The 16,684-nt window shown below is 69.7% G+C and carries 16 protein-coding genes, 1 tRNA gene and 1 pseudogene; 11 read left to right on the forward strand and 7 right to left on the reverse strand.

Annotated features, from left to right (window positions below; translation table 11 throughout):
* Positions 1 to 92 precede the first annotated feature (92 nt).
* A complete protein-coding gene (gene metH, locus AB0H43_RS20020; protein ID WP_360001040.1) occupies positions 93 to 3,626 on the forward strand; it encodes a methionine synthase in 3,534 nt (1,177 codons plus the stop codon).
* Positions 3,627 to 3,648: 22 nt separating this feature from the next.
* Positions 3,649 to 3,984: a hypothetical protein gene (locus AB0H43_RS20025; protein WP_360001041.1), complete on the forward strand. Its 336-nt coding sequence runs from the start codon at positions 3,649 to 3,651 to the stop codon at positions 3,982 to 3,984.
* 28 nt (positions 3,985 to 4,012) lie between these two features.
* Here the strand turns inward: AB0H43_RS20025 and AB0H43_RS20030 are convergent, their stop codons facing one another.
* On the reverse strand, positions 4,013 to 4,405 hold the full coding sequence (locus AB0H43_RS20030; RefSeq protein ID WP_360001043.1) for a hypothetical protein: 393 nt from the start codon (positions 4,403 to 4,405) through the stop codon (positions 4,013 to 4,015).
* A gap of 100 nt (positions 4,406 to 4,505) precedes the next feature.
* Here AB0H43_RS20030 and AB0H43_RS20035 point away from each other — a divergent pair.
* A tRNA-OTHER gene (locus AB0H43_RS20035) sits at positions 4,506 to 4,635 on the forward strand.
* A gap of 3 nt (positions 4,636 to 4,638) precedes the next feature.
* Here the strand turns inward: AB0H43_RS20035 and AB0H43_RS20040 are convergent.
* Positions 4,639 to 5,565: an aminoglycoside phosphotransferase family protein gene (locus AB0H43_RS20040; protein ID WP_360001045.1), complete on the reverse strand. Its 927-nt coding sequence runs from the start codon at positions 5,563 to 5,565 to the stop codon at positions 4,639 to 4,641.
* Positions 5,566 to 5,885: 320 nt separating this feature from the next.
* Here AB0H43_RS20040 and AB0H43_RS20045 point away from each other — a divergent pair, with 320 nt between their 5' ends.
* Positions 5,886 to 6,221, forward strand: a complete 336-nt coding sequence (locus AB0H43_RS20045) for a DUF952 domain-containing protein (RefSeq protein ID WP_360001047.1) — start codon at positions 5,886 to 5,888, stop codon at positions 6,219 to 6,221.
* On the opposite strand, the gene AB0H43_RS20050 is transcribed toward AB0H43_RS20045, so the two are convergent.
* From AB0H43_RS20050 to AB0H43_RS20060, 3 genes are all read right to left on the reverse strand, one after another.
* Entirely contained in the window at positions 6,218 to 6,775 is a 558-nt protein-coding gene (locus AB0H43_RS20050; protein WP_360001049.1) for a hypothetical protein, read from the reverse strand. The genes AB0H43_RS20045 and AB0H43_RS20050 overlap by 4 nt on opposite strands.
* Positions 6,776 to 6,922: 147 nt before the next feature.
* Positions 6,923 to 7,375 (reverse strand): hypothetical protein, encoded by a 453-nt coding sequence (locus AB0H43_RS20055; RefSeq protein ID WP_360001051.1) that lies wholly within the window; start codon positions 7,373 to 7,375, stop codon positions 6,923 to 6,925.
* A 38-nt stretch (positions 7,376 to 7,413) separates the two neighbouring features.
* Positions 7,414 to 7,917: a hypothetical protein gene (locus tag AB0H43_RS20060; protein ID WP_360001053.1), complete on the reverse strand. Its 504-nt coding sequence runs from the start codon at positions 7,915 to 7,917 to the stop codon at positions 7,414 to 7,416.
* A 70-nt stretch (positions 7,918 to 7,987) separates the two neighbouring features.
* Here AB0H43_RS20060 and AB0H43_RS20065 point away from each other — a divergent pair.
* Positions 7,988 to 9,049 (forward strand): annotated as a pseudogene (locus AB0H43_RS20065) (MFS transporter); the annotation flags it as partial.
* 36 nt (positions 9,050 to 9,085) lie between these two features.
* On the opposite strand, the gene AB0H43_RS20070 reads toward AB0H43_RS20065, so the two are convergent.
* The gene (locus AB0H43_RS20070; RefSeq protein WP_360001055.1) at positions 9,086 to 10,186 is read right to left on the reverse strand and encodes a hypothetical protein; all 1,101 of its coding nucleotides are present in this window, start codon (positions 10,184 to 10,186) and stop codon (positions 9,086 to 9,088) included.
* Positions 10,187 to 10,394: 208 nt separating this feature from the next.
* Between AB0H43_RS20070 and AB0H43_RS20075 the strand changes: the two genes are divergently transcribed.
* Positions 10,395 to 11,060, forward strand: a complete 666-nt coding sequence (locus AB0H43_RS20075; RefSeq protein WP_360001057.1) for a hypothetical protein — start codon at positions 10,395 to 10,397, stop codon at positions 11,058 to 11,060.
* A gap of 76 nt (positions 11,061 to 11,136) precedes the next feature.
* Positions 11,137 to 11,640, forward strand: a complete 504-nt coding sequence (locus AB0H43_RS20080) for a universal stress protein (RefSeq protein WP_360001058.1) — start codon at positions 11,137 to 11,139, stop codon at positions 11,638 to 11,640.
* A gap of 197 nt (positions 11,641 to 11,837) precedes the next feature.
* On the opposite strand, the gene AB0H43_RS20085 is transcribed toward AB0H43_RS20080, so the two are convergent.
* Positions 11,838 to 13,751: a M3 family metallopeptidase gene (locus tag AB0H43_RS20085; RefSeq protein WP_360001060.1), complete on the reverse strand. Its 1,914-nt coding sequence runs from the start codon at positions 13,749 to 13,751 to the stop codon at positions 11,838 to 11,840.
* A 65-nt stretch (positions 13,752 to 13,816) separates the two neighbouring features.
* Here AB0H43_RS20085 and AB0H43_RS20090 point away from each other — a divergent pair, with 65 nt between their 5' ends.
* From AB0H43_RS20090 to AB0H43_RS20105, 4 genes are all read left to right on the forward strand, one after another.
* A complete protein-coding gene (locus AB0H43_RS20090; protein WP_360001062.1) occupies positions 13,817 to 14,416 on the forward strand; it encodes a molybdopterin-dependent oxidoreductase in 600 nt (199 codons plus the stop codon).
* Entirely contained in the window at positions 14,386 to 15,144 is a 759-nt protein-coding gene (locus tag AB0H43_RS20095; protein ID WP_360001064.1) for a ferredoxin reductase, read from the forward strand. The genes AB0H43_RS20090 and AB0H43_RS20095 overlap by 31 nt, the downstream gene beginning before the upstream one ends.
* Positions 15,137 to 15,400 (forward strand): DUF6510 family protein, encoded by a 264-nt coding sequence (locus AB0H43_RS20100; protein WP_360001066.1) that lies wholly within the window; start codon positions 15,137 to 15,139, stop codon positions 15,398 to 15,400. The genes AB0H43_RS20095 and AB0H43_RS20100 overlap by 8 nt, the downstream gene beginning before the upstream one ends.
* A 123-nt stretch (positions 15,401 to 15,523) precedes the next feature.
* Positions 15,524 to 16,645, forward strand: coding sequence for an acyltransferase (locus tag AB0H43_RS20105; protein WP_360001068.1), 1,122 nt, complete (start codon positions 15,524 to 15,526; stop codon positions 16,643 to 16,645).
* The last annotated feature ends 39 nt before the right edge of the window (positions 16,646 to 16,684 follow it).

Below are 16,684 nucleotides of genomic sequence, written 5' to 3' on the forward strand. Positions count from 1 at the left end.
CTAGTCCGCGGGACCGACGCGGCACCGTTCTCACAACCCGGGAGCCGGGCCGTGTCCGAAGGGTCGTCTGCCCGATTGGCTAGGCTTGCCGGGTGACCAACGCCTTCCTCGCTGCTCTTCGTGATCGGATTCTCATCGCCGACGGTGCGATGGGGACCATGCTGCAGGCGGCCAATCCGACCATGGACGACTTCTCCGGGTTCGAGGGCTGTAACGAGGTCCTCAACGTGACCCGGCCCGACATCGTCCGGTCGGTGCACGAGGCGTACTTCGCGGCGGGCTCGGACTGCGTCGAGACGAACACCTTCGGCGCCAACTTCGCGGCGTTGGGCGAGTACGGGATCAGCGAGCGGATCTACGAGTACTCGCTGACCGGGGCCCAGATCGCGAAGGAGGTGGCGCACGGGTTCAGCACCCCTGACCGCCCCCGTTTCGTCATCGGCTCCGTCGGACCGGGCACGAAGCTGCCCACCCTCGGCCACGTGCCCTACGCGACACTGCGGGACGCGTACCAGGAGAATGTGCGCGGCCTGGTGGACGGCGGAGCGGACGCGATCCTTGTGGAGACGTGCCAGGACCTGCTGCAGACGAAGGCCGCGGTGATCGGCGCGAAGCGTGCGATCGCGGCGAGCGGGCGTGCGATCGCGCTGGTCTGCCAGGTGACCGTCGAGACCACCGGGACCATGCTCCTGGGCAGTGAGATCGGCGCGGCCCTGACCGCGCTGGAGCCGCTGGGCATCGACTTGATCGGCCTCAACTGCGCGACCGGCCCGGCCGAGATGACCGAGCACCTGCGCTATCTCGCGCAGCACTCGCGGGTGCCGCTGTCGGTGATGCCGAACGCGGGCCTGCCCGAGCTGACGGCCGACGGCGCGCGCTATCCGCTGACCCCGGCGGAGTTGACCGAGGCGCTGGGCCGGTTCGTCAACGACTACGGCGCGCGGCTGATCGGCGGCTGCTGCGGCACGACCCCGGCGCACCTGGCCGCGGTCGTCGACGAGCTGCACGGCACGGCGCCGGCCGAGCGCGGCCCCCAGCCGGAGGCCGGCCTGGCCAGCCTCTACCACCACGTGCCGTTCCAGCAGGACGCGAGCGTGCTGATGGTGGGGGAGCGGACTAACGCGAACGGCTCGAAGGCGTTCCGGGAGGCGATGCTCGCCGCCGACTACAACGCGTGCATCGAGATCGCGCGGCAGCAGGCGCGCGACGGTTCCCACCTGCTCGACCTGTGCGTCGACTACGTCGGCCGGGACGGTGCGGTGGACATGCGTGAGCTGGCGGGCCGGTTCGCCACCGCGTCGACGCTGCCGATCATGCTCGACTCGACCGAGCCGGCCGTGCTCGAAGCGGGTCTGGAGATGCTCGGCGGCCGGTCGATCATCAACTCGGTGAACTTCGAGGACGGCGACGGGCCTACCTCGCGTTACGCGCGGGTCATGCCGGTCGTCCAGGAGCACGGCGCGGCGGTCGTCGCGCTGACCATCGACGAGGAGGGCCAGGCGCGTACGCGCGACTGGAAGGTCCGCATCGCGTCGCGCCTGATCGACGACCTGACCGGCCGCTGGGGACTGCGGCGCGAGGACATCTTCATCGACGCGCTCACCTTCCCGATCGCGACCGGGCAGGAGGAGACCCGCCGCGACGGCATCGAGACGATCGACGCCATCAAGGAGATCGCCTCGTTGTATCCGGGCGTCAACTTCACGCTGGGCATCTCGAACGTGTCGTTCGGCCTCAACCCGGCCGCGCGGCAGGTGCTGAACTCGGTGTTCCTGCACGAGTGCCAGCAGGCCGGGCTGACCAGCGCGATCGTGCACGCCTCGAAGATCCTGCCGATCGCCCGCATCCCGGAGGAGCAGCTCCAGGTCGCGCTGGACCTCGTCTACGACCGCCGCCGCTTCGCCGCCGACGGTTCGGTGGAGTACGACCCGCTCCAGCGCTACATCGAGCTGTTCGAGGGAGTGGACGCCGCTTCGGCCCGCGCTACCCGCGCTGAGGAGCTGGCGGCGCTGCCGCTGGAGGAGCGCCTGCAGCGGCGGATCGTCGACGGCGAGCGCAACGGTCTGGAGGCCGACCTCGACGCCGCGCTGGCGAACAAGTCCGCATTGGACATCGTCAACGAGATCCTGCTCGAAGGCATGAAGACCGTCGGCGACCTGTTCGGCTCCGGCCAGATGCAGCTGCCGTTCGTGTTGCAGTCCGCCGAGGTCATGAAGAACGCGGTGGCGTACCTGGAACCGCACATGGAGAAGTCGGACTCGTCCGGCAAGGGCACCATCGTGCTCGCGACCGTGCGCGGCGACGTCCACGACATCGGCAAGAACCTGGTCGACATCATCCTGTCCAACAACGGGTACACGGTGGTCAACCTCGGCATCAAGCAGCCGATCAACGCCATCCTCGACGCCGCCGAACAGCACGACGCCGACGTCATCGGCATGTCGGGCCTGCTGGTCAAGAGCACGGTCATCATGAAGGAGAACCTCGCCGAGATGCTCGCCCGCGGCCTGCACAGCCGCTGGCCCGTCATGCTCGGCGGGGCCGCGCTGACCCGCTCCTACGTCGAGGACGACCTGCGCGACCTGTTCGACGGCGGCGAAGTCCACTACGCCCGGGACGCCTTCGAAGGGCTCGCCCTCATGGACCGGGTGATGACCGCCAAGCGTACGGGGACGACCATCGTGGACCCGGCCCGCGAAGCCGCGCTGGCGGCCCGCCGGGAACGCCGGGCCAAGCACCGCGCGGTCGTCACGGCCGACCTGCCCGCCCTCGACGACGACACGGTACGCAGTGACGTCGCGACCGACGTGGACGTCCCGAAGCCGCCGTTCTTCGGCACCCGGGTCGTCAAAGGCATCCCGGTCGCCGACTACGCGTCCATGCTGGACGAACGAGCACTGTTCCTCGGCCAGTGGGGCCTGCGGGGCGCCCGCGCCGGCCAAGGACCCTCCTACGAGGAACTCGTCGAGACCGAAGGCCGGCCCCGGCTGCGCTACTGGCTCGAACGCTTCGCCACCGAGCAGGTCCTGGAATCCGCCGTCGTGTACGGCTACTTCCCGGCGTACTCGGAGGGCAACGACCTGATCGTGCTGGACGAGAACGGGCACAGCGAACGCGCCCGCTTCACGTTCCCGCGCCAACGCCAAGAACGCCGCCTGTGCCTGGCCGACTTCTTCCGCCCGCGCGACCTGGGCCTCGACGTCCTGGCCCTGCAACTCGTGACGGTCGGCCACACCATCAGCGAGTACGCGAACAAGCTGTTCGCCGGCAACCAGTACCGTGACTACCTCGAAGTCCACGGCCTGTCCGTGCAGCTGACCGAAGCGCTCGCCGAATACTGGCACTCGCGGGTGCGCTCCGAACTCGTGCTGCCCTCCGGCGACACGGTCGGCACGTCCGACCCGGCCGACCTCGCGGGCATCCTGCGCAACGACTACCGCGGCTGCCGGTACGCCTTCGGCTACCCCGCCTGCCCCGACCTCGAAGACCGCGCCAAGATCGTGTCGCTTCTGGACGCGGGGCGGATCGGGGTCGAGCTCTCCGAAGAGTTCCAGCTGCACCCGGAGCAGGCGACGGACGCGATCATCGTGCACCACCCGGAGGCGAACTACTACAACGCCAAATGACGGTCGTGTGGATGATCAAGGTATGGAGCCGTTCGCAGTTCGCGCCTTGGTCCGGCGCCTCATTGAGGACCAGACGTTTGAGGGGCGCGAGGAGTTGCTCGCACAGGTTCCCTTCCTGCGGGTGGTAGGTGGACCGGTCACGCTTCTGGAGCTGGAAGTGGATGCGGCGGCGGTGCGCCCGTCGGCGTTCTTGGGCGGCCCGGCTCCGGGCTGTGCCTGGGTGCGTAGTGCCGACGGGGAGACGATTGGCACGATGATCGTGTGGATTGAACGCGGCTACCTCTCGGCCTTGGAGTACGGCTGGATGACCGATGAACCACCGACCGAACTGCCGGCAGTGGAGCAAATCTTCTCTTGAGACGCCACCTTCCTCCGCAAGGTGCGCATCATCGGAGGTCGTCGAGTGCGGCCAGGCCGCGGTTGGTCAGATCCTCGACCAGTCGGTGAGCCAGGGCGTCGGCAGCGCTTCGGTTAGGACAACGGATTTTGACCGGATCTCGGTCAGGTGCCTCGACGTGCACCGTCCAGCCGCCTCGGAAGAACAACCGATGCGCCAGCCATCGCCCGAGGACGCTCGCCACGGCTCGGCCGGTGAAGCTGTAGTTGATCGGCGGCTCATCCTCGACGAGGACGACGCCGGACAGTTCTTGTTGCGTACCGGTAGGAGCTGTTGCGGCCGGTAGCGCGACGAGCCGGTCGACGCCCGGCGTCCCGCCGGATCGCTCGATGCGAACGAACGTGCGGCGATCGACGGATCTACGAACTCCATGACTTGCCATGGTAGGGATGAGAGTCACGCCCTGGTCTGGTTGTCGTCGGCCCTTGGGCCGTACAAGCGAACCTGACCTCGGTCGCCCCGAGTGAATAAGGTTGAGCGCTGGATCGGTGGCAGAGTCAGGACGATTGCGACGCCGCCTTGCCGGGCAGCCTGCGTACAGGTGGCAGGAGGCGTGTGGGGCTTCTGGCGTACGCGCCTGCCCTACCGGGGGTTCGAATCCCCTCCGATCCGCGGCTAACGATGGCTTGCGGCGTACTCGGTGAAAATGCCGTCGAGGATGCGGCGCGCGGACACGGCGTCGTCATCGTCGGGTTCGTCGAAACACCAGGAGTAGGTGGCGAGCGTCTTCCAGAGCGCCCAGCCGCGCCCACGCGCCCACGTCGCGTCGTCGACTGCGAGGCGTTCCCGGTACGCCTGGCTGCCTTCCGCGGTCAGCAGGGTCCAGGCGATCGCGAGGTCGCAGGCGGGATCGCCGACACCGCACGTGCCGAAGTCGATGACAGCGGTCAGCTTCCCGTTGTCGAGCAGGAGGTTTCCCTGGGCGATGTCGCCGTGGAACCAGGTCGGCTTGCCGTCCCAAGGCGCGTCGAGCGAATGCTTCCAGATCTCGTGGGCCAGCGCGACGTCGAGGTGACCGTCGAGCGCAGTGAGTGCACGGTCGACGGCCGGTCGGTAGGTTCGCAGCGTTCCGCCCCGGTACCAGTTGTGCAGTCCCGGACCGGGACCGTCCGTCGGATCGACGCTTTGCAGCGCGGCCACGAACTCGGCGAGGTCGAGGGCGAATCGGATCGGGTCGGCGATGTCCCGTTCGGTCGCCTGCGCGCCCTCGATCCACGGGTAGACCGACCACGAATAGGGATAGCCGGCGTCGGGTGCGCCTTTCGCCAACGGGACCGGGATAGGCAAAGGGAGTTGCGGGGCGAGTCGTGGGAGCCAGCGGTGCTCCTTGTCGACTGCGAGGGCGTACTCGTCCGCGCTGGGCATCCGCACCGACATCCCCGAGCCGAGGTGGAAGGTCCAGTTGTCCCAGCCGCCGTTGGCTACCGGCCGGATCGGTAGGCCCGCCCACTGCGGGAACTGGTCCGCCACGAGTCGGCGTACCAGTTCCGGCTCCACGGTGAGGCGTCGCGGCGGGGGACCGAGATGTGGAGTTCTGCTCACGCGGCAATGCCTACCGGGGTTGCTTGCGGATCGGCAAGGCGATTTCGCCCCGAGCCGAGTCTCCAGATCGCCCCGGATCGACAGCTCTGAGCAAGCCTCGCGCGAACAACCGGTGGCGCGAGCACCGGTGGAACGTCATGCACCCAACCGCCGACCGGTGAGGTATAAGGCGTTCCACCGACGGACCAATCAGCCGGAAACCGGCCCGCAAAGGGGGTCGACACCCGCGAAGTCACCTGCCGCACCGCCGCGGCCCGATCGCTCGCCAGGCGGCGATGGCAGGATCGGGGCGTACGCGGGGGTCTGCGATGCTGGGCGGCATGGCGATCTACAAGCTGCTACGGCCGGCCGAGTGGGCCGAGTTCTCCGCGTCCGGGCGGTTCGACGGCACACCGTTCGACCACGAGAGCGGTTTCATCCACTGCGCGTCCCGTGCGCAGGCGCAGACGACGGCGTTGCGTGTCTTCGGCCCCGGCACACCGTTGGTCGTCCTCGCCATCGACGAAGCGGGCCTGGGTGACCTGGTGAAGTGGGAGCCGGCGCCCAGCCGGGGTGAGGCGTTTCCGCACATCTACGGGAGTTTGCCGCTGAGCGCGGTGTCTGGCGTCTACGCAGTGGACGACGCGGGCGTCCTGGACGAGGTGCTGCCGGGCTAGTCCTTCTCACACGCGATGCCGTCGTTGTCGCGGTCGAGGTCGTAGATGTCCGAGCCGACGACTCGGGCCGTTCCGGAGAAGTACGCGGGACCGTTGCCGCTGCCACCGGCGCAGTCCACATCAGACGCCACGGGTACGCAGCCGTCCGCGTAGTTGGGATCGCAGACGGGCTTGGGCTTGCTCGTGGTCTTGGACGGTTTCGGCGAGGGTTTGGGCGACGGCGGCTTCGTGGTCGTGACCCGCGGAGAAGGCGGCTGGGCGGCCGACGGAGAGACGAGGATCGCGGTCTGGACCGGAGCCGGGCTCTGTGTCTCCGCCGGTTCGAGGTAAGCCGGCGGTGCAGGCGAGGTGGCGGCGGCGGATGGGGAAGAGCGGTCGGCGGTCAACGCCGAGACGATGAGGCTGATGCCGCAGAGGCCGCCGAACACCGCGGCGACCACGCCGATGATCAGGCCCGGGGCGCTGCTGCTCTTCCGGGGAGACGGGCGCAGCGGCTGGGTGGAAGGCTCAGAACCGTGCGAATTCCACGGATCGCCCGGAGGCGGATAAGTCATGGTGGAACTCTGCGCTCGGCGGCAGAACCCAAGAAAGCGGGAGTTCGGTCAGTCAGCCCGATGAGATCGGCCCCGGCCGCCCACTGAAACAGCCGATCGAATCGGCCGAAGATGCGTACGCGCAGGAGTGAGGAAGTCGGATGGACGTCAGCGGAGGATCTCCTGGACCCGCGCGGTGGCCTTGGACAGTTCCTGGCTGCCCTGCGTCATCTCGTCGTTCGACTTGAGCAGCAACTGGGCGTCGGCCTGGTCGGCTCCGGCGACGCAGTCGAGAGCGGCCTTCTCGTAGAGGTCCAGCGAGGCGGCCCACGCCTTCTGCGCCCGCGCGTCGGGCAGCGGGGCGTACGCCTGCGCGGCGTCCACATCGGTCTTCAGCGTGGTGCAGCTGGCCTCCACTGCTGGGAGATCCGTCGCGGTCGCGGCTTTCGCGATGGCCTCGAAGTCGTTCTGCAACGCGGTGAGGCGCTTGTCGCCGCCCTTGGTGAACCAGTCGGAGATGGCCTGTTGCATCTGCCCGTCTCCCGAAGGGTCGGCGGAGGGCGCGGCGACTGGGCCGGCCAGCAGGGAAGCGCTGGCGACCAGTGTGGCGAGAAGACTCATCGGGCACCCCCAAAAACCGAAGAATCCCCAGAATACGCCTATTTAGGAGAGCCGAGGCGAGCCGCGGAAAGCGCTGACGTGAGCGCCGACGAGTCGAAGGGAACGCCTTGGAGGTCTCCGAGCGCCTGTTCGACGAGGGCGTACAGGGCACCCGGGGCGGCGGACAGCGCGTGTTCGAGCGTGGCTACCGCGAGCCGGGCGCGCGGATGGTCCGGCGGCGAGGCGATCAACGTGGTGTGTGCCCGGAGTGCGGAGGCCCGCAGCGTCGCAATGGCAACTGTGTCAACGCTCTGTTGACGGTCGAGGGAGCCACAGAGCCGGAGGTACCGCTGTTCGGCCGCCTGCCGGGAGCCGACGCCGATGGTGGCGGCGATCCGGGTCCAGGAGACGCCGTTCGCCCGGAGGTCCGCGATCAGCCCGCGTTCCAAGGAGTCGAGGTCCTTGCGGGCCGACGCGATCCGCGCCAGGGCGGCCAGGCGGTCGGCATCGGACGCGTCGCCCTGGGCGACGACCGCGATCACGGCGTCGTACGCGCGAGTCATAGCGGCAGCGTACCGCAGTCAACGGAAAGTTGACCTTGGCTGCCAGGACATCTCCCGCTGGCTTGAGCGCATGCAACTCAAGAATGGACGCAGGAACCGGAACGTGCCTTTGTTCCTGGGCGTCTCGATCGCCTCCGGCTTCGGCGGCTCGGCGATGTCGTTGACGGCCACCGTGTGGGTCCTCGCGTTGAGCGGGTCGAGCGAGCTGGCCGCGCTCGCCGGGCTCTGCGTCTACCTGCCGACGCTGTTCGGGCCGCTCCTGGGCTCGCTTGTGGACAAAGTGCCGCGGCGGCGGCTGCTCGTCGCCACCAGTCTGGTGCTCGCGGCCGGGCTGTTCAGTCTGCTGCTCGTCCAGGAGCGAGGCGATCTCTGGCTGCTCTACGCGGTGATGCTGGCGTACGGGGTGAACTACGTGCTCAACGACGCGGCCGAGTCGGCCCTGCTGCCCAGCGCCGTGCCGCCCGCCACGCTGGGCCGCTTGAACGGCTGGCGGATGAGCGCTCAAGAGAGCATGAAGATCATCGCGCCGCTGGCCGGGGCGGGCCTGTTCGCCTGGCAAGGTGGCGGCGCGGTCGCCGTGACCTGCGCGGCCACGCTGGTGCTCTCCGCCGTCCTCTATGCGCTGATCAAGGCAGATGAGCCGCCCCGGCGACCCAAGACGCGGGTTCGCCTGGCCCGACTGGCCGGTCCCGTCCGCCGAACCGTCGTCATCGCGGCGACCGCGGTGGCGATGTCCGGATTCGTGACCGCCGCCCAGCTGGAGGTGGTCACGGTCCAGCTGGGCCGGCCCGCGAGCTTCGTCGGCGTCCTGGCGTCGCTGCAGGGAGCGGGCGCCATCATCGGGGGACTGCTCGCGGGCCGCGCCCTGGACCGGCTGTCCGAGATCCGATTCGGCGTGCTCGGTGGTCTGCTGTTCGCCGTCGGGCTCGTGCTGCGCGGCCTGCCCTGGCTGCCCGGGGTGGTCGCGGGCGCGGTCATCGCCGGCGTCGGTCTGCCGTGGACAGTCGTCGCCGCGATGACCTCGGTTCAGCGAAACACCCCCAACGAGCTGCTCGGCCGCGTCTCGGCCACGGCCACGACGCTCACCTTCGCGCCGCTGGCCGTGGCCATCCCGGCCGGTTCGGGCCTGGTCGCCGTCGCCGGCGTCTGGCCCGCGCTGGTCATCGCCTCAGTTCTCCTCTTGTACGCCGTGAGCAGCGCTCGCCCATTCGTGGGCGGATCCGGCATGGAGCGCGGCGTAGACGCGGTCCCGCAGGACGTTCGCGTCGGCAGCGGTGAGGGTGCGGGACGGGTGCCGCAGGACCAGACGTAGCAAGACGTTCTTCTGCCCCGGTCGCAGACCCATTCGGTCCCGCGCCGAAACCGGCAGGTCGTCGTAGGGCGTCGAAGAGACGACGGAAACCTCCTCGACGGCGTCGGACGCCGGGCCCAGCGTTGTGCGTACCAGATCGCCCAAGAGTTCCGCGTCGAGATCGTCGCCGACGGCGAGCGACAAGTCGCGGCGCGTGGGCGGATGGTTCGAGACCGCCCGGTACGCGCGCAGGTCGAGCATCTGCCCGGCCACCCGCGGATCGGGATCGCGGAGCAGCCGGATGTCCGGTACGCCCTTGGCGAGCATGGTGAGCCGATCGAGGCCGAGCCCCATCGCGAGCCCCGACCCGCCCGGCAGCCCGGCGGCCGCGAGCACCTCGGGATGAGCGAGCCCGCACTCGCCGATCTCGACGTCGCCGACGTAGATCTCGCGGCCCTCCACCGTGTAGGGATGGACGCTCGGCGGCGTATGCCAAGCGCGCCCCGGCAGGATCGCCTCGACGACCGCGCGAACCATTTTCGTCAGATCGTCCGAGGTCAGCGGCGGTCCAGCCGGCCGGACGAGCCACAGATCGTGCTGGTGTGGCTGGCCGACGTGCTGCCGATCGATGACATCGCGGCGATAGCAGATCCCCGGCACGCTGAGCAGCACGTCGCCAGTGGTCTCCCGGAGCAGCGCCGGTATGCGCGCGGTGGTGTGGGAGCGGAGCATGCGGCCGTCGCCGAGGTAGTGGCTGTACCGGCGGTCGCGGGTCACGTCGTCGGGCCGGTAGCGCAACCGGTCGTAGTTGTCGGCGACGCTGACGATCCGGGGACCCGGGTCGCGGCGGATCGGGACGCACCAGATCGCCGCCACGGCTTGTTCGAGCCGCTCCGCGACGAGATGCACGGCGTGCGGCCCGGCGGCGGGATCGGTGAGGTCGCGAACGGCGAGCAGCCGTTCCAACGAGGTGGTCACGGTATTCCTCCATCGATGCGCGGACGTGCGCGCCATCGACAGGGAGGCTGTTACCGAACGCGGCGCGCGAACGTCGGCCCACCGGAGAACCGGGGGCACGTAAATCGCGGCGTGCTCGCACTCATGAATCCCATTCTGGGCGATCTTCCAGAAGATTCGCAACGGCGTTCCTTTGGCGCGACCGGCGAATCGGGCATACCGTCGAGTGGTGCGGGATCCGATCCACGACGATGCGATCCGCGAGGACCTGGACGAGCTGGGCCTGCGGCACTTCCTCGACGTCCGCGCGACGGTCCGGCCGATGCTGGCCAACCTCGCCGGGCGGCAGCGTACGGCGTTCGCCGCCGCCGTGGCCGACCGGCTGCAGCACGAGCACCACCAGCTCCCGGAACGGGAACGGGCGGCGATCGTCTGCCACTGGCGCCCGGTGCTCGAAGTCGTCTGGGACGGCCTGTGCGGCCGCCGCGACGGCAAGCAGTCCGTCGCCGAGGTGGCCGAGGCGGTCGGTGCGTTCTACCTGAGCCCGGCATACCAGAAACCGCACGACGACCCGGCCGACGCCGCCGACCACGCGGCGATGGCGGCCTTCTACGCCGCCGAGTGCTACCTGCACGGCTGTGCCGAGTTCGCGATGTGGTCCGGGTGGCGCGGCTTCGACTACGCCTCCGTGCTGGCCGGCGACGACCGGGACTGGCCGCACCGCAAACCGCCCCGCGTACGCCTGGAGAGCTGGGAACTGGCGCATCCGGCGATCCAAGCCGAACTCGACCGGCAGCTGGCCGACCTCGAACTGCTCGACGAGGAAGGCTGGACGCTCGACGAAACCGCCGACGGCTGCCGCGATTTGGTCGACAAACTTCGCGGAGGGGCATGAATCTCCGCGGCGCTCTTGCGTACGCCCCCCGGACTTGGTCTCATCGATATCAGAGGATGTCGAAGGTGACGGAGCCATGACCGAGCGGCTGAGGGTGATCCTGGGAGTGCACGACTCCCTGTCGGGGTTGCGAGCGCTGCGCCGGGCGGTCAGCGAAGCGCGTACGCGCGCCGCCGAACTGCACGCCGTGCGCGCGTGGATGCCGACTGCGGGCGGTTATTACGCCCCCACGGTACGGATCTGGGAATCCGAACTGGACGCGGCCGCCAAGGCGGAGATCCGGCACGCGTTCGACACGGCGATGGGCGGGCTGCCCCGTGACGTCGACCTGCGCCTGGTGACCGTCCAAGCGCTGCCCGGCCCCGCACTCGTCGAGTACGCGTACCGCGACGACGACCTGCTGGTGGTGGGCGTCGGGCGGCCCGGACGACTCGCCCGGCTGGCCGGTCGCGGCGGCACCTCGAAATACTGCCTGAACCGGGCACAGTGCCCGGTGCTGATGGTTCCGCCGGACCGGTTCGCGACCGAGTGCACTCGGTTGAGTGCGCGTGACCTCACTCGATCACTGGGCGCGGCCTGACTTTTCGGGGCCTGGCTTCGGGCCTCGCGCGGCCCTCGCGCCGCCATCGCTTCGCGACTACCGGAACGTCACGTACCTATCCCGGGCTGGGTTAGGTACGTGACGTTCCAGTAGTCGCGCCGGGTCGCCGGATCGGCGGGGTTGCGTCGCCGGGTCCCGCCGCGCCGGGCCGCGAGGTTGCGCCGCCACTGGCGGGCTCAGCTCTCGAGCCACGCCTGGAAGGCGTCGAAGTTGTAGTCGCGCCCGAGGAAGTCCCGGATCAGCTCGGCCGCCGGGGCCGAACCGCCGCGTCCGATCACGGTACGCCGGTAGCGGCCCGCCGGGCCGGTCGCGAGCAGGTCGTCGGGGTTGAAGGCGGTGAATAGGTCCTTCGCGATGACCAGTGACCACATGTAGGTGTAGTACATCGCGGAGTATCCGTTGAGGTGGCCGAACGACAGGTGGAGTTTCGTGCCCTCCGGGTGCCGGAACGGGGTGTGGAACTCCATCGTCTCCTTCTCCACCGCATCGATGTCCAGTGTGGACGGCTCGCGGCGGTGGAGTTCCAGGCTGAGCGCGGCGTAGTACATCTGCTGACGGACCAGCATGCCCTTGCCGAACTCCTCGGCGGCCCGCATCGCCGCCACCGTCTCGGCGGGGATCGCCTCGCCGGTGTCCACGTGCCGGGCGAAGCGCGCCAGCACGCCGTGGTTGCGTACCCACTCTTCGAGCAGCTGCGACGGCGCTTCGACGAAGTCCCACTCGACGCTGACCCCGCCGACGCCGCTCCACCGGCCGGCGCTGGCGAAGATCTGGTGCAGCAGGTGGCCGAACTCGTGGAAGAAGGTCCGCACATCGGTCGGCTGGAGCAGGGCGCGCCCGGTGGCGGGGTTGGGCAGATTGCACAGCAGTGCGCACTCGGGCGTACGCCCCTGCTTCCCGACGACCATCGTGAACATGGCGGCGTGGTTGAATTTGTCGGCGCGCGGGTGCATGTCGAGGTAGATCCGGCCGAGCACGGCGCCGTTCTCCACGACGTCGTAGGCCTCGACCTCGGGATGCCACACGGGCTGCTCGGACGGCCGGAACTCGACGCCGAACATCTCGGCCGCGACGGCCATCAACCCGTCCTTGACGGCGTGGTACTCCAGGTACGGCCGGACCGCCTGCGAGTCGAAGGCGAACTGCTCCGCCCGTACGCGGTCGGTCAGGTACATGTTGTCCCACGGTTCGACGGCCTCGGCGGTGGGGTCGTCGACGCGTTTGCGGTCCAGCAGGACCGCGTAGTCGCGGTCGCCGCGGTCGCGGGCGGCCGTCGAGATGCGGGCGATGAAGTCGGCGATCGCCTGCTCCGAGCCGATCATCTTGTTGGCCGTGACGAAGTCGGCCCAGGTCGCGAAGCCGAGGAGGGTCGCCAGTTCCCGGCGCAGCTCCAGCAGGCGGCGCAGGTTCGGCTCGTTGTCCGGGTACGCCCGCAGGTTGTTGAGCCGCCACAGCTGCTCGCGCGCGGCGGCGTCCCGGGAGTAGGTGAGGAACGGGACGAGATCCGGATAGTCCGTCGTGATCCGGACCAGCCCGTCGTCGCCGGCGGGGTGCGCGGCCACGTAGTCCTCGGGCAGCCCGTCGAGGGCGCTCGGCGGCAGTTCCGCCGTCCGGGTGCTCGACGCGATCGCCCGTTCGAACGCCTGGCCGGTCGCGGTCAGCTCGTCCTGCAGGGCGCGTACGCGGGCGCGCGTCTCGTCGTCTCGGTCGACGCCGGCCAGCCGCATGTCGCGGAGCACCCGGCCGACCCAGTGGCGGGTGGCCGCGTCCTCGCCGCTCAGGTCCAGCCCGGCCAGCGCCTGGTAGACCGCCGGGTCGAGGGAGATCTCGGTGAGCCGCTTGTCGATGTCCTGCTGCACGGTGGCGGCGGTCGCGCGGACTTCCGCGTCCGGATGTGCCATCTGGGTCAGCTTGGCCAGGTTGCGTACCCGGCTCAGGGACGACACGGCCTCGTCGTACGCGGTCAGCGTACCGGTGGCGAGGAAATCGCCGAGCAGGCCGGCGGCGGTGGCCGCGGTCTCGTCAGCGGCGGTGGTGAGCGCGTCGGAACCGCCTGCCACGAGGGCGGCGGCGGCGGAGGTGTCCTGCATGTCCGCAACCGTAGCGTTCCGGCAGACCGCGCCGCCGCCCCGTCTCCCGGTGGTAGAACTACGGGGTGGGCATCGTGTCGCCGGGTTTCTCCGGCCGCCGCCAGACGTCCGGGCCGAAGCTGCCGCCGGGCCAGTACCTCACGCAGGACTTTCCGGTGCTGTCGGCGGGGCCGACGCCCCGGGTGCCGCTGGACGCGTGGGAGTTCGCGGTGATCACCGAGACGGGCGCCCGGCACACCTGGTCGTGGGCCGAGCTGCAGCAGCTTCCCGCCGAGGACGTCACGGTCGACATCCACTGCGTTACGAAATGGTCGAAGCTGACGACGCACTGGCGCGGCGTCGCCATCGCGACGCTGCTGGAAGACGTCGAGACGGCGGCTGACTTCACGCTCGCGCACTCCTACGGCGGCTACACGACGAACGTGCCGCTCGACGACCTGCTCGACGGGCAGGCGTGGATCGCCTACGAGTTCGAGGGCGAGCCGTTGGCGCCCGAGCACGGCGGGCCGGCCCGGCTGCTGGTGCCGCACCTCTACTTCTGGAAGTCGGCCAAGTGGGTGCGCGGCCTGCAACTGCTGCTCGAGGACGAACCGGGCTTCTGGGAGACGGCGGGCTACCACGACTACGGAGACCCATGGCGCGAGCAGCGGTATCAAGGCGACTGACCTGGCGCGCGGCCCGGCTGCGGGAGGTGCGCGCCGAGACCGGCAGCGCGCACACCCTGGTCTTCGAGGTGCCCGGGTGGCCCGGTCACCTCGCCGGGCAGCACGTCGACGTGCGGCTGACCGCCGAGGACGGCTATTCGACCGAGCGCAGCTACTCGATCGCCTCGGCCTTCACCGACAGCGACGACCTCGTCGAGCTGACCGTGCAGCGGATTCCGGACGGCGAGGTCTCGCCGTATCTGGTCGACGTCCTGCAGCCGGGGATGCAGGTCGAGCTGCGCGGCCCGGTCGGCGGCTGGTTCGTGTGGCGCGCCGCCGAGACCGCGCCGGTGCTGCTCGTCGCCGGCGGTTCCGGAGTGGTCCCGCTCATGGCCATGATCCGGGCCCGCGCGAAAGCCTCGGTCCGCGTCCCGTTCCGGCTCGTCTACTCCACGCGTACGCCGGAAGACGTGCTCTATGCCGAGGAGCTGCGCCGGCGTGCCCTGGAAGATCGGGGGCTCGACGTGACGGTGGTCTACACGCGCCGCGCACCGGACGGGCACGGCCGCCCGCCGGGCCGGTTGACCGCCGCCGATCTCGCCGAATGGGGCTGGCCGCCCGACTTCGAGCCGGCCGTCTTCGTCTGCGGCCCGACCGGGTTCGTCGAGGCCGCCGCCGACCTGCTGATCGACGCCGGGCACGAACCCCAGCGGATCAAGACCGAGCGCTTCGGAGGAACCGATGCTTGACTACGTTGACGGCAGTTCGCTGGCCGGGCCGATGCGAGAGCTGTTCGCGGTCGACGTCACCACCGTCGACGGCCGCTGCGCCGCCTGTGGGCTGACCGGGCCGATCGCCGCGTTGCGGGTGTATGGCCACGATCACGGTCCCGGCCTGGTCGGCCGCTGCCCAGGCTGCGACGAGATCGTCCTGCGCCTCGTGCGTACGCCGACGGAGGCCTGGCTGGATCTGCGAGGGGCGGTCAGTCTGCGGTTTTCGCTGTGATCGCCAGAGGAACCCCGAAAGGCGGCTTTGAGTCGGCTTCGAGGTTTGAGTAGGTTACTGGTACGGGTAGACCGGAAATAAGACGGAGGGTCTACGCGGATCAGCAAAGCGAGGCAACACACTGTGAATCGCAGCGGTGACGAGCAGGCCCTGGACCCCAAGACCAAGCCCACCCGCCCCCGCAGCCGATATGTGGACACGCTGCGTGCAGTCGCCATCACTCGGGTGTTCCTCCACCACACGTTGTGGATCAGTTGGCTGGCGGTCCTGTTCCCCTCGATGTTCGTGATGTTCGGGCTCGCCGGGGCGATGACGGCGGCCTCGCTCGAACGCAAGGGACCGGCCCCGACCGTACGCTCCCGGCTGCGCCGAACCCTGCCACCGCTGTGGGCGCTCGCGGCGGTCGCGATCCCGCTCATGTTGATCAACGGGTGGCAGCATGATCCGACCAATCCGCTGCGCTGGCAGGACCTGCTGTACTGGGTGCTGCCGCTGGCCAACCCGCCCGCGAGCTCCTGGGGCGGGGCGTTCACGCTCGCGTTGTGGTATATCCGGGCGTACATCTGGTTCGTCCTGCTGTCGCCGATCTTCTGGTGGTTCTTTCAGCGCTGGCCGGTCAAGACGCTGATCGCCCCGCTGACCGGGGCGGTCCTGCTGTACTCGCCGCTGGTCCCGCTGCCGGTCAACCGCGTCGGCGACGTCATGTGGTCGACCGCGTCCTACGGCACCGCCTGGATGCTCGGCTTCGCCCGGCATACCCGGCTGCTCGACCGTGTCCCGATCTGGGTGTGCGCGGCGTCCGCCGCCGTGCTCGGCGTCGTCGGCTACGTGTGGGGCGCCGGGCAGGGCGGCTTCCCGTTCGCCGACCCGATCGCCGAGACGCTGTGGGGCACCGGATTCGTGCTGCTGGCCCTGCGGGCCCGGCCGACCCTGGCCTGGCTGGACCGGTTCCCGAGACTCGCTCGCCTGGTGAGCGCGTTCAACGCGCGCGCGATCACGATCTACGTGTGGCAGTTGCCGGTGCTGTTCCTGACCGGCGCCCTGCTCCAGTACGCCGGGGTCACCCCGTTGACGACCGAGATGAAAATCGCGTCGCTGCTGGTCGGGGCGCCACTGACGGCGTTGGCCGTGCTCGCGGTCGGCTGGATCGAGGACATCGCGGCCCGGCGGCGCCCGGCGTTGGTGCCCGCCGTTCCCGCGCCTCGTGCCGCGCCCACGGCGCAACCGGTTGCCGCCTCCGCCTGACGCCTCGCATCACCCCGTCACCTGCAGATCACGGTTGCG

The sequence above is a fragment of the Hamadaea sp. NPDC050747 genome (genome assembly GCF_040654195.1).
GTDB lineage: Bacteria > Actinomycetota > Actinomycetes > Mycobacteriales > Micromonosporaceae > Hamadaea.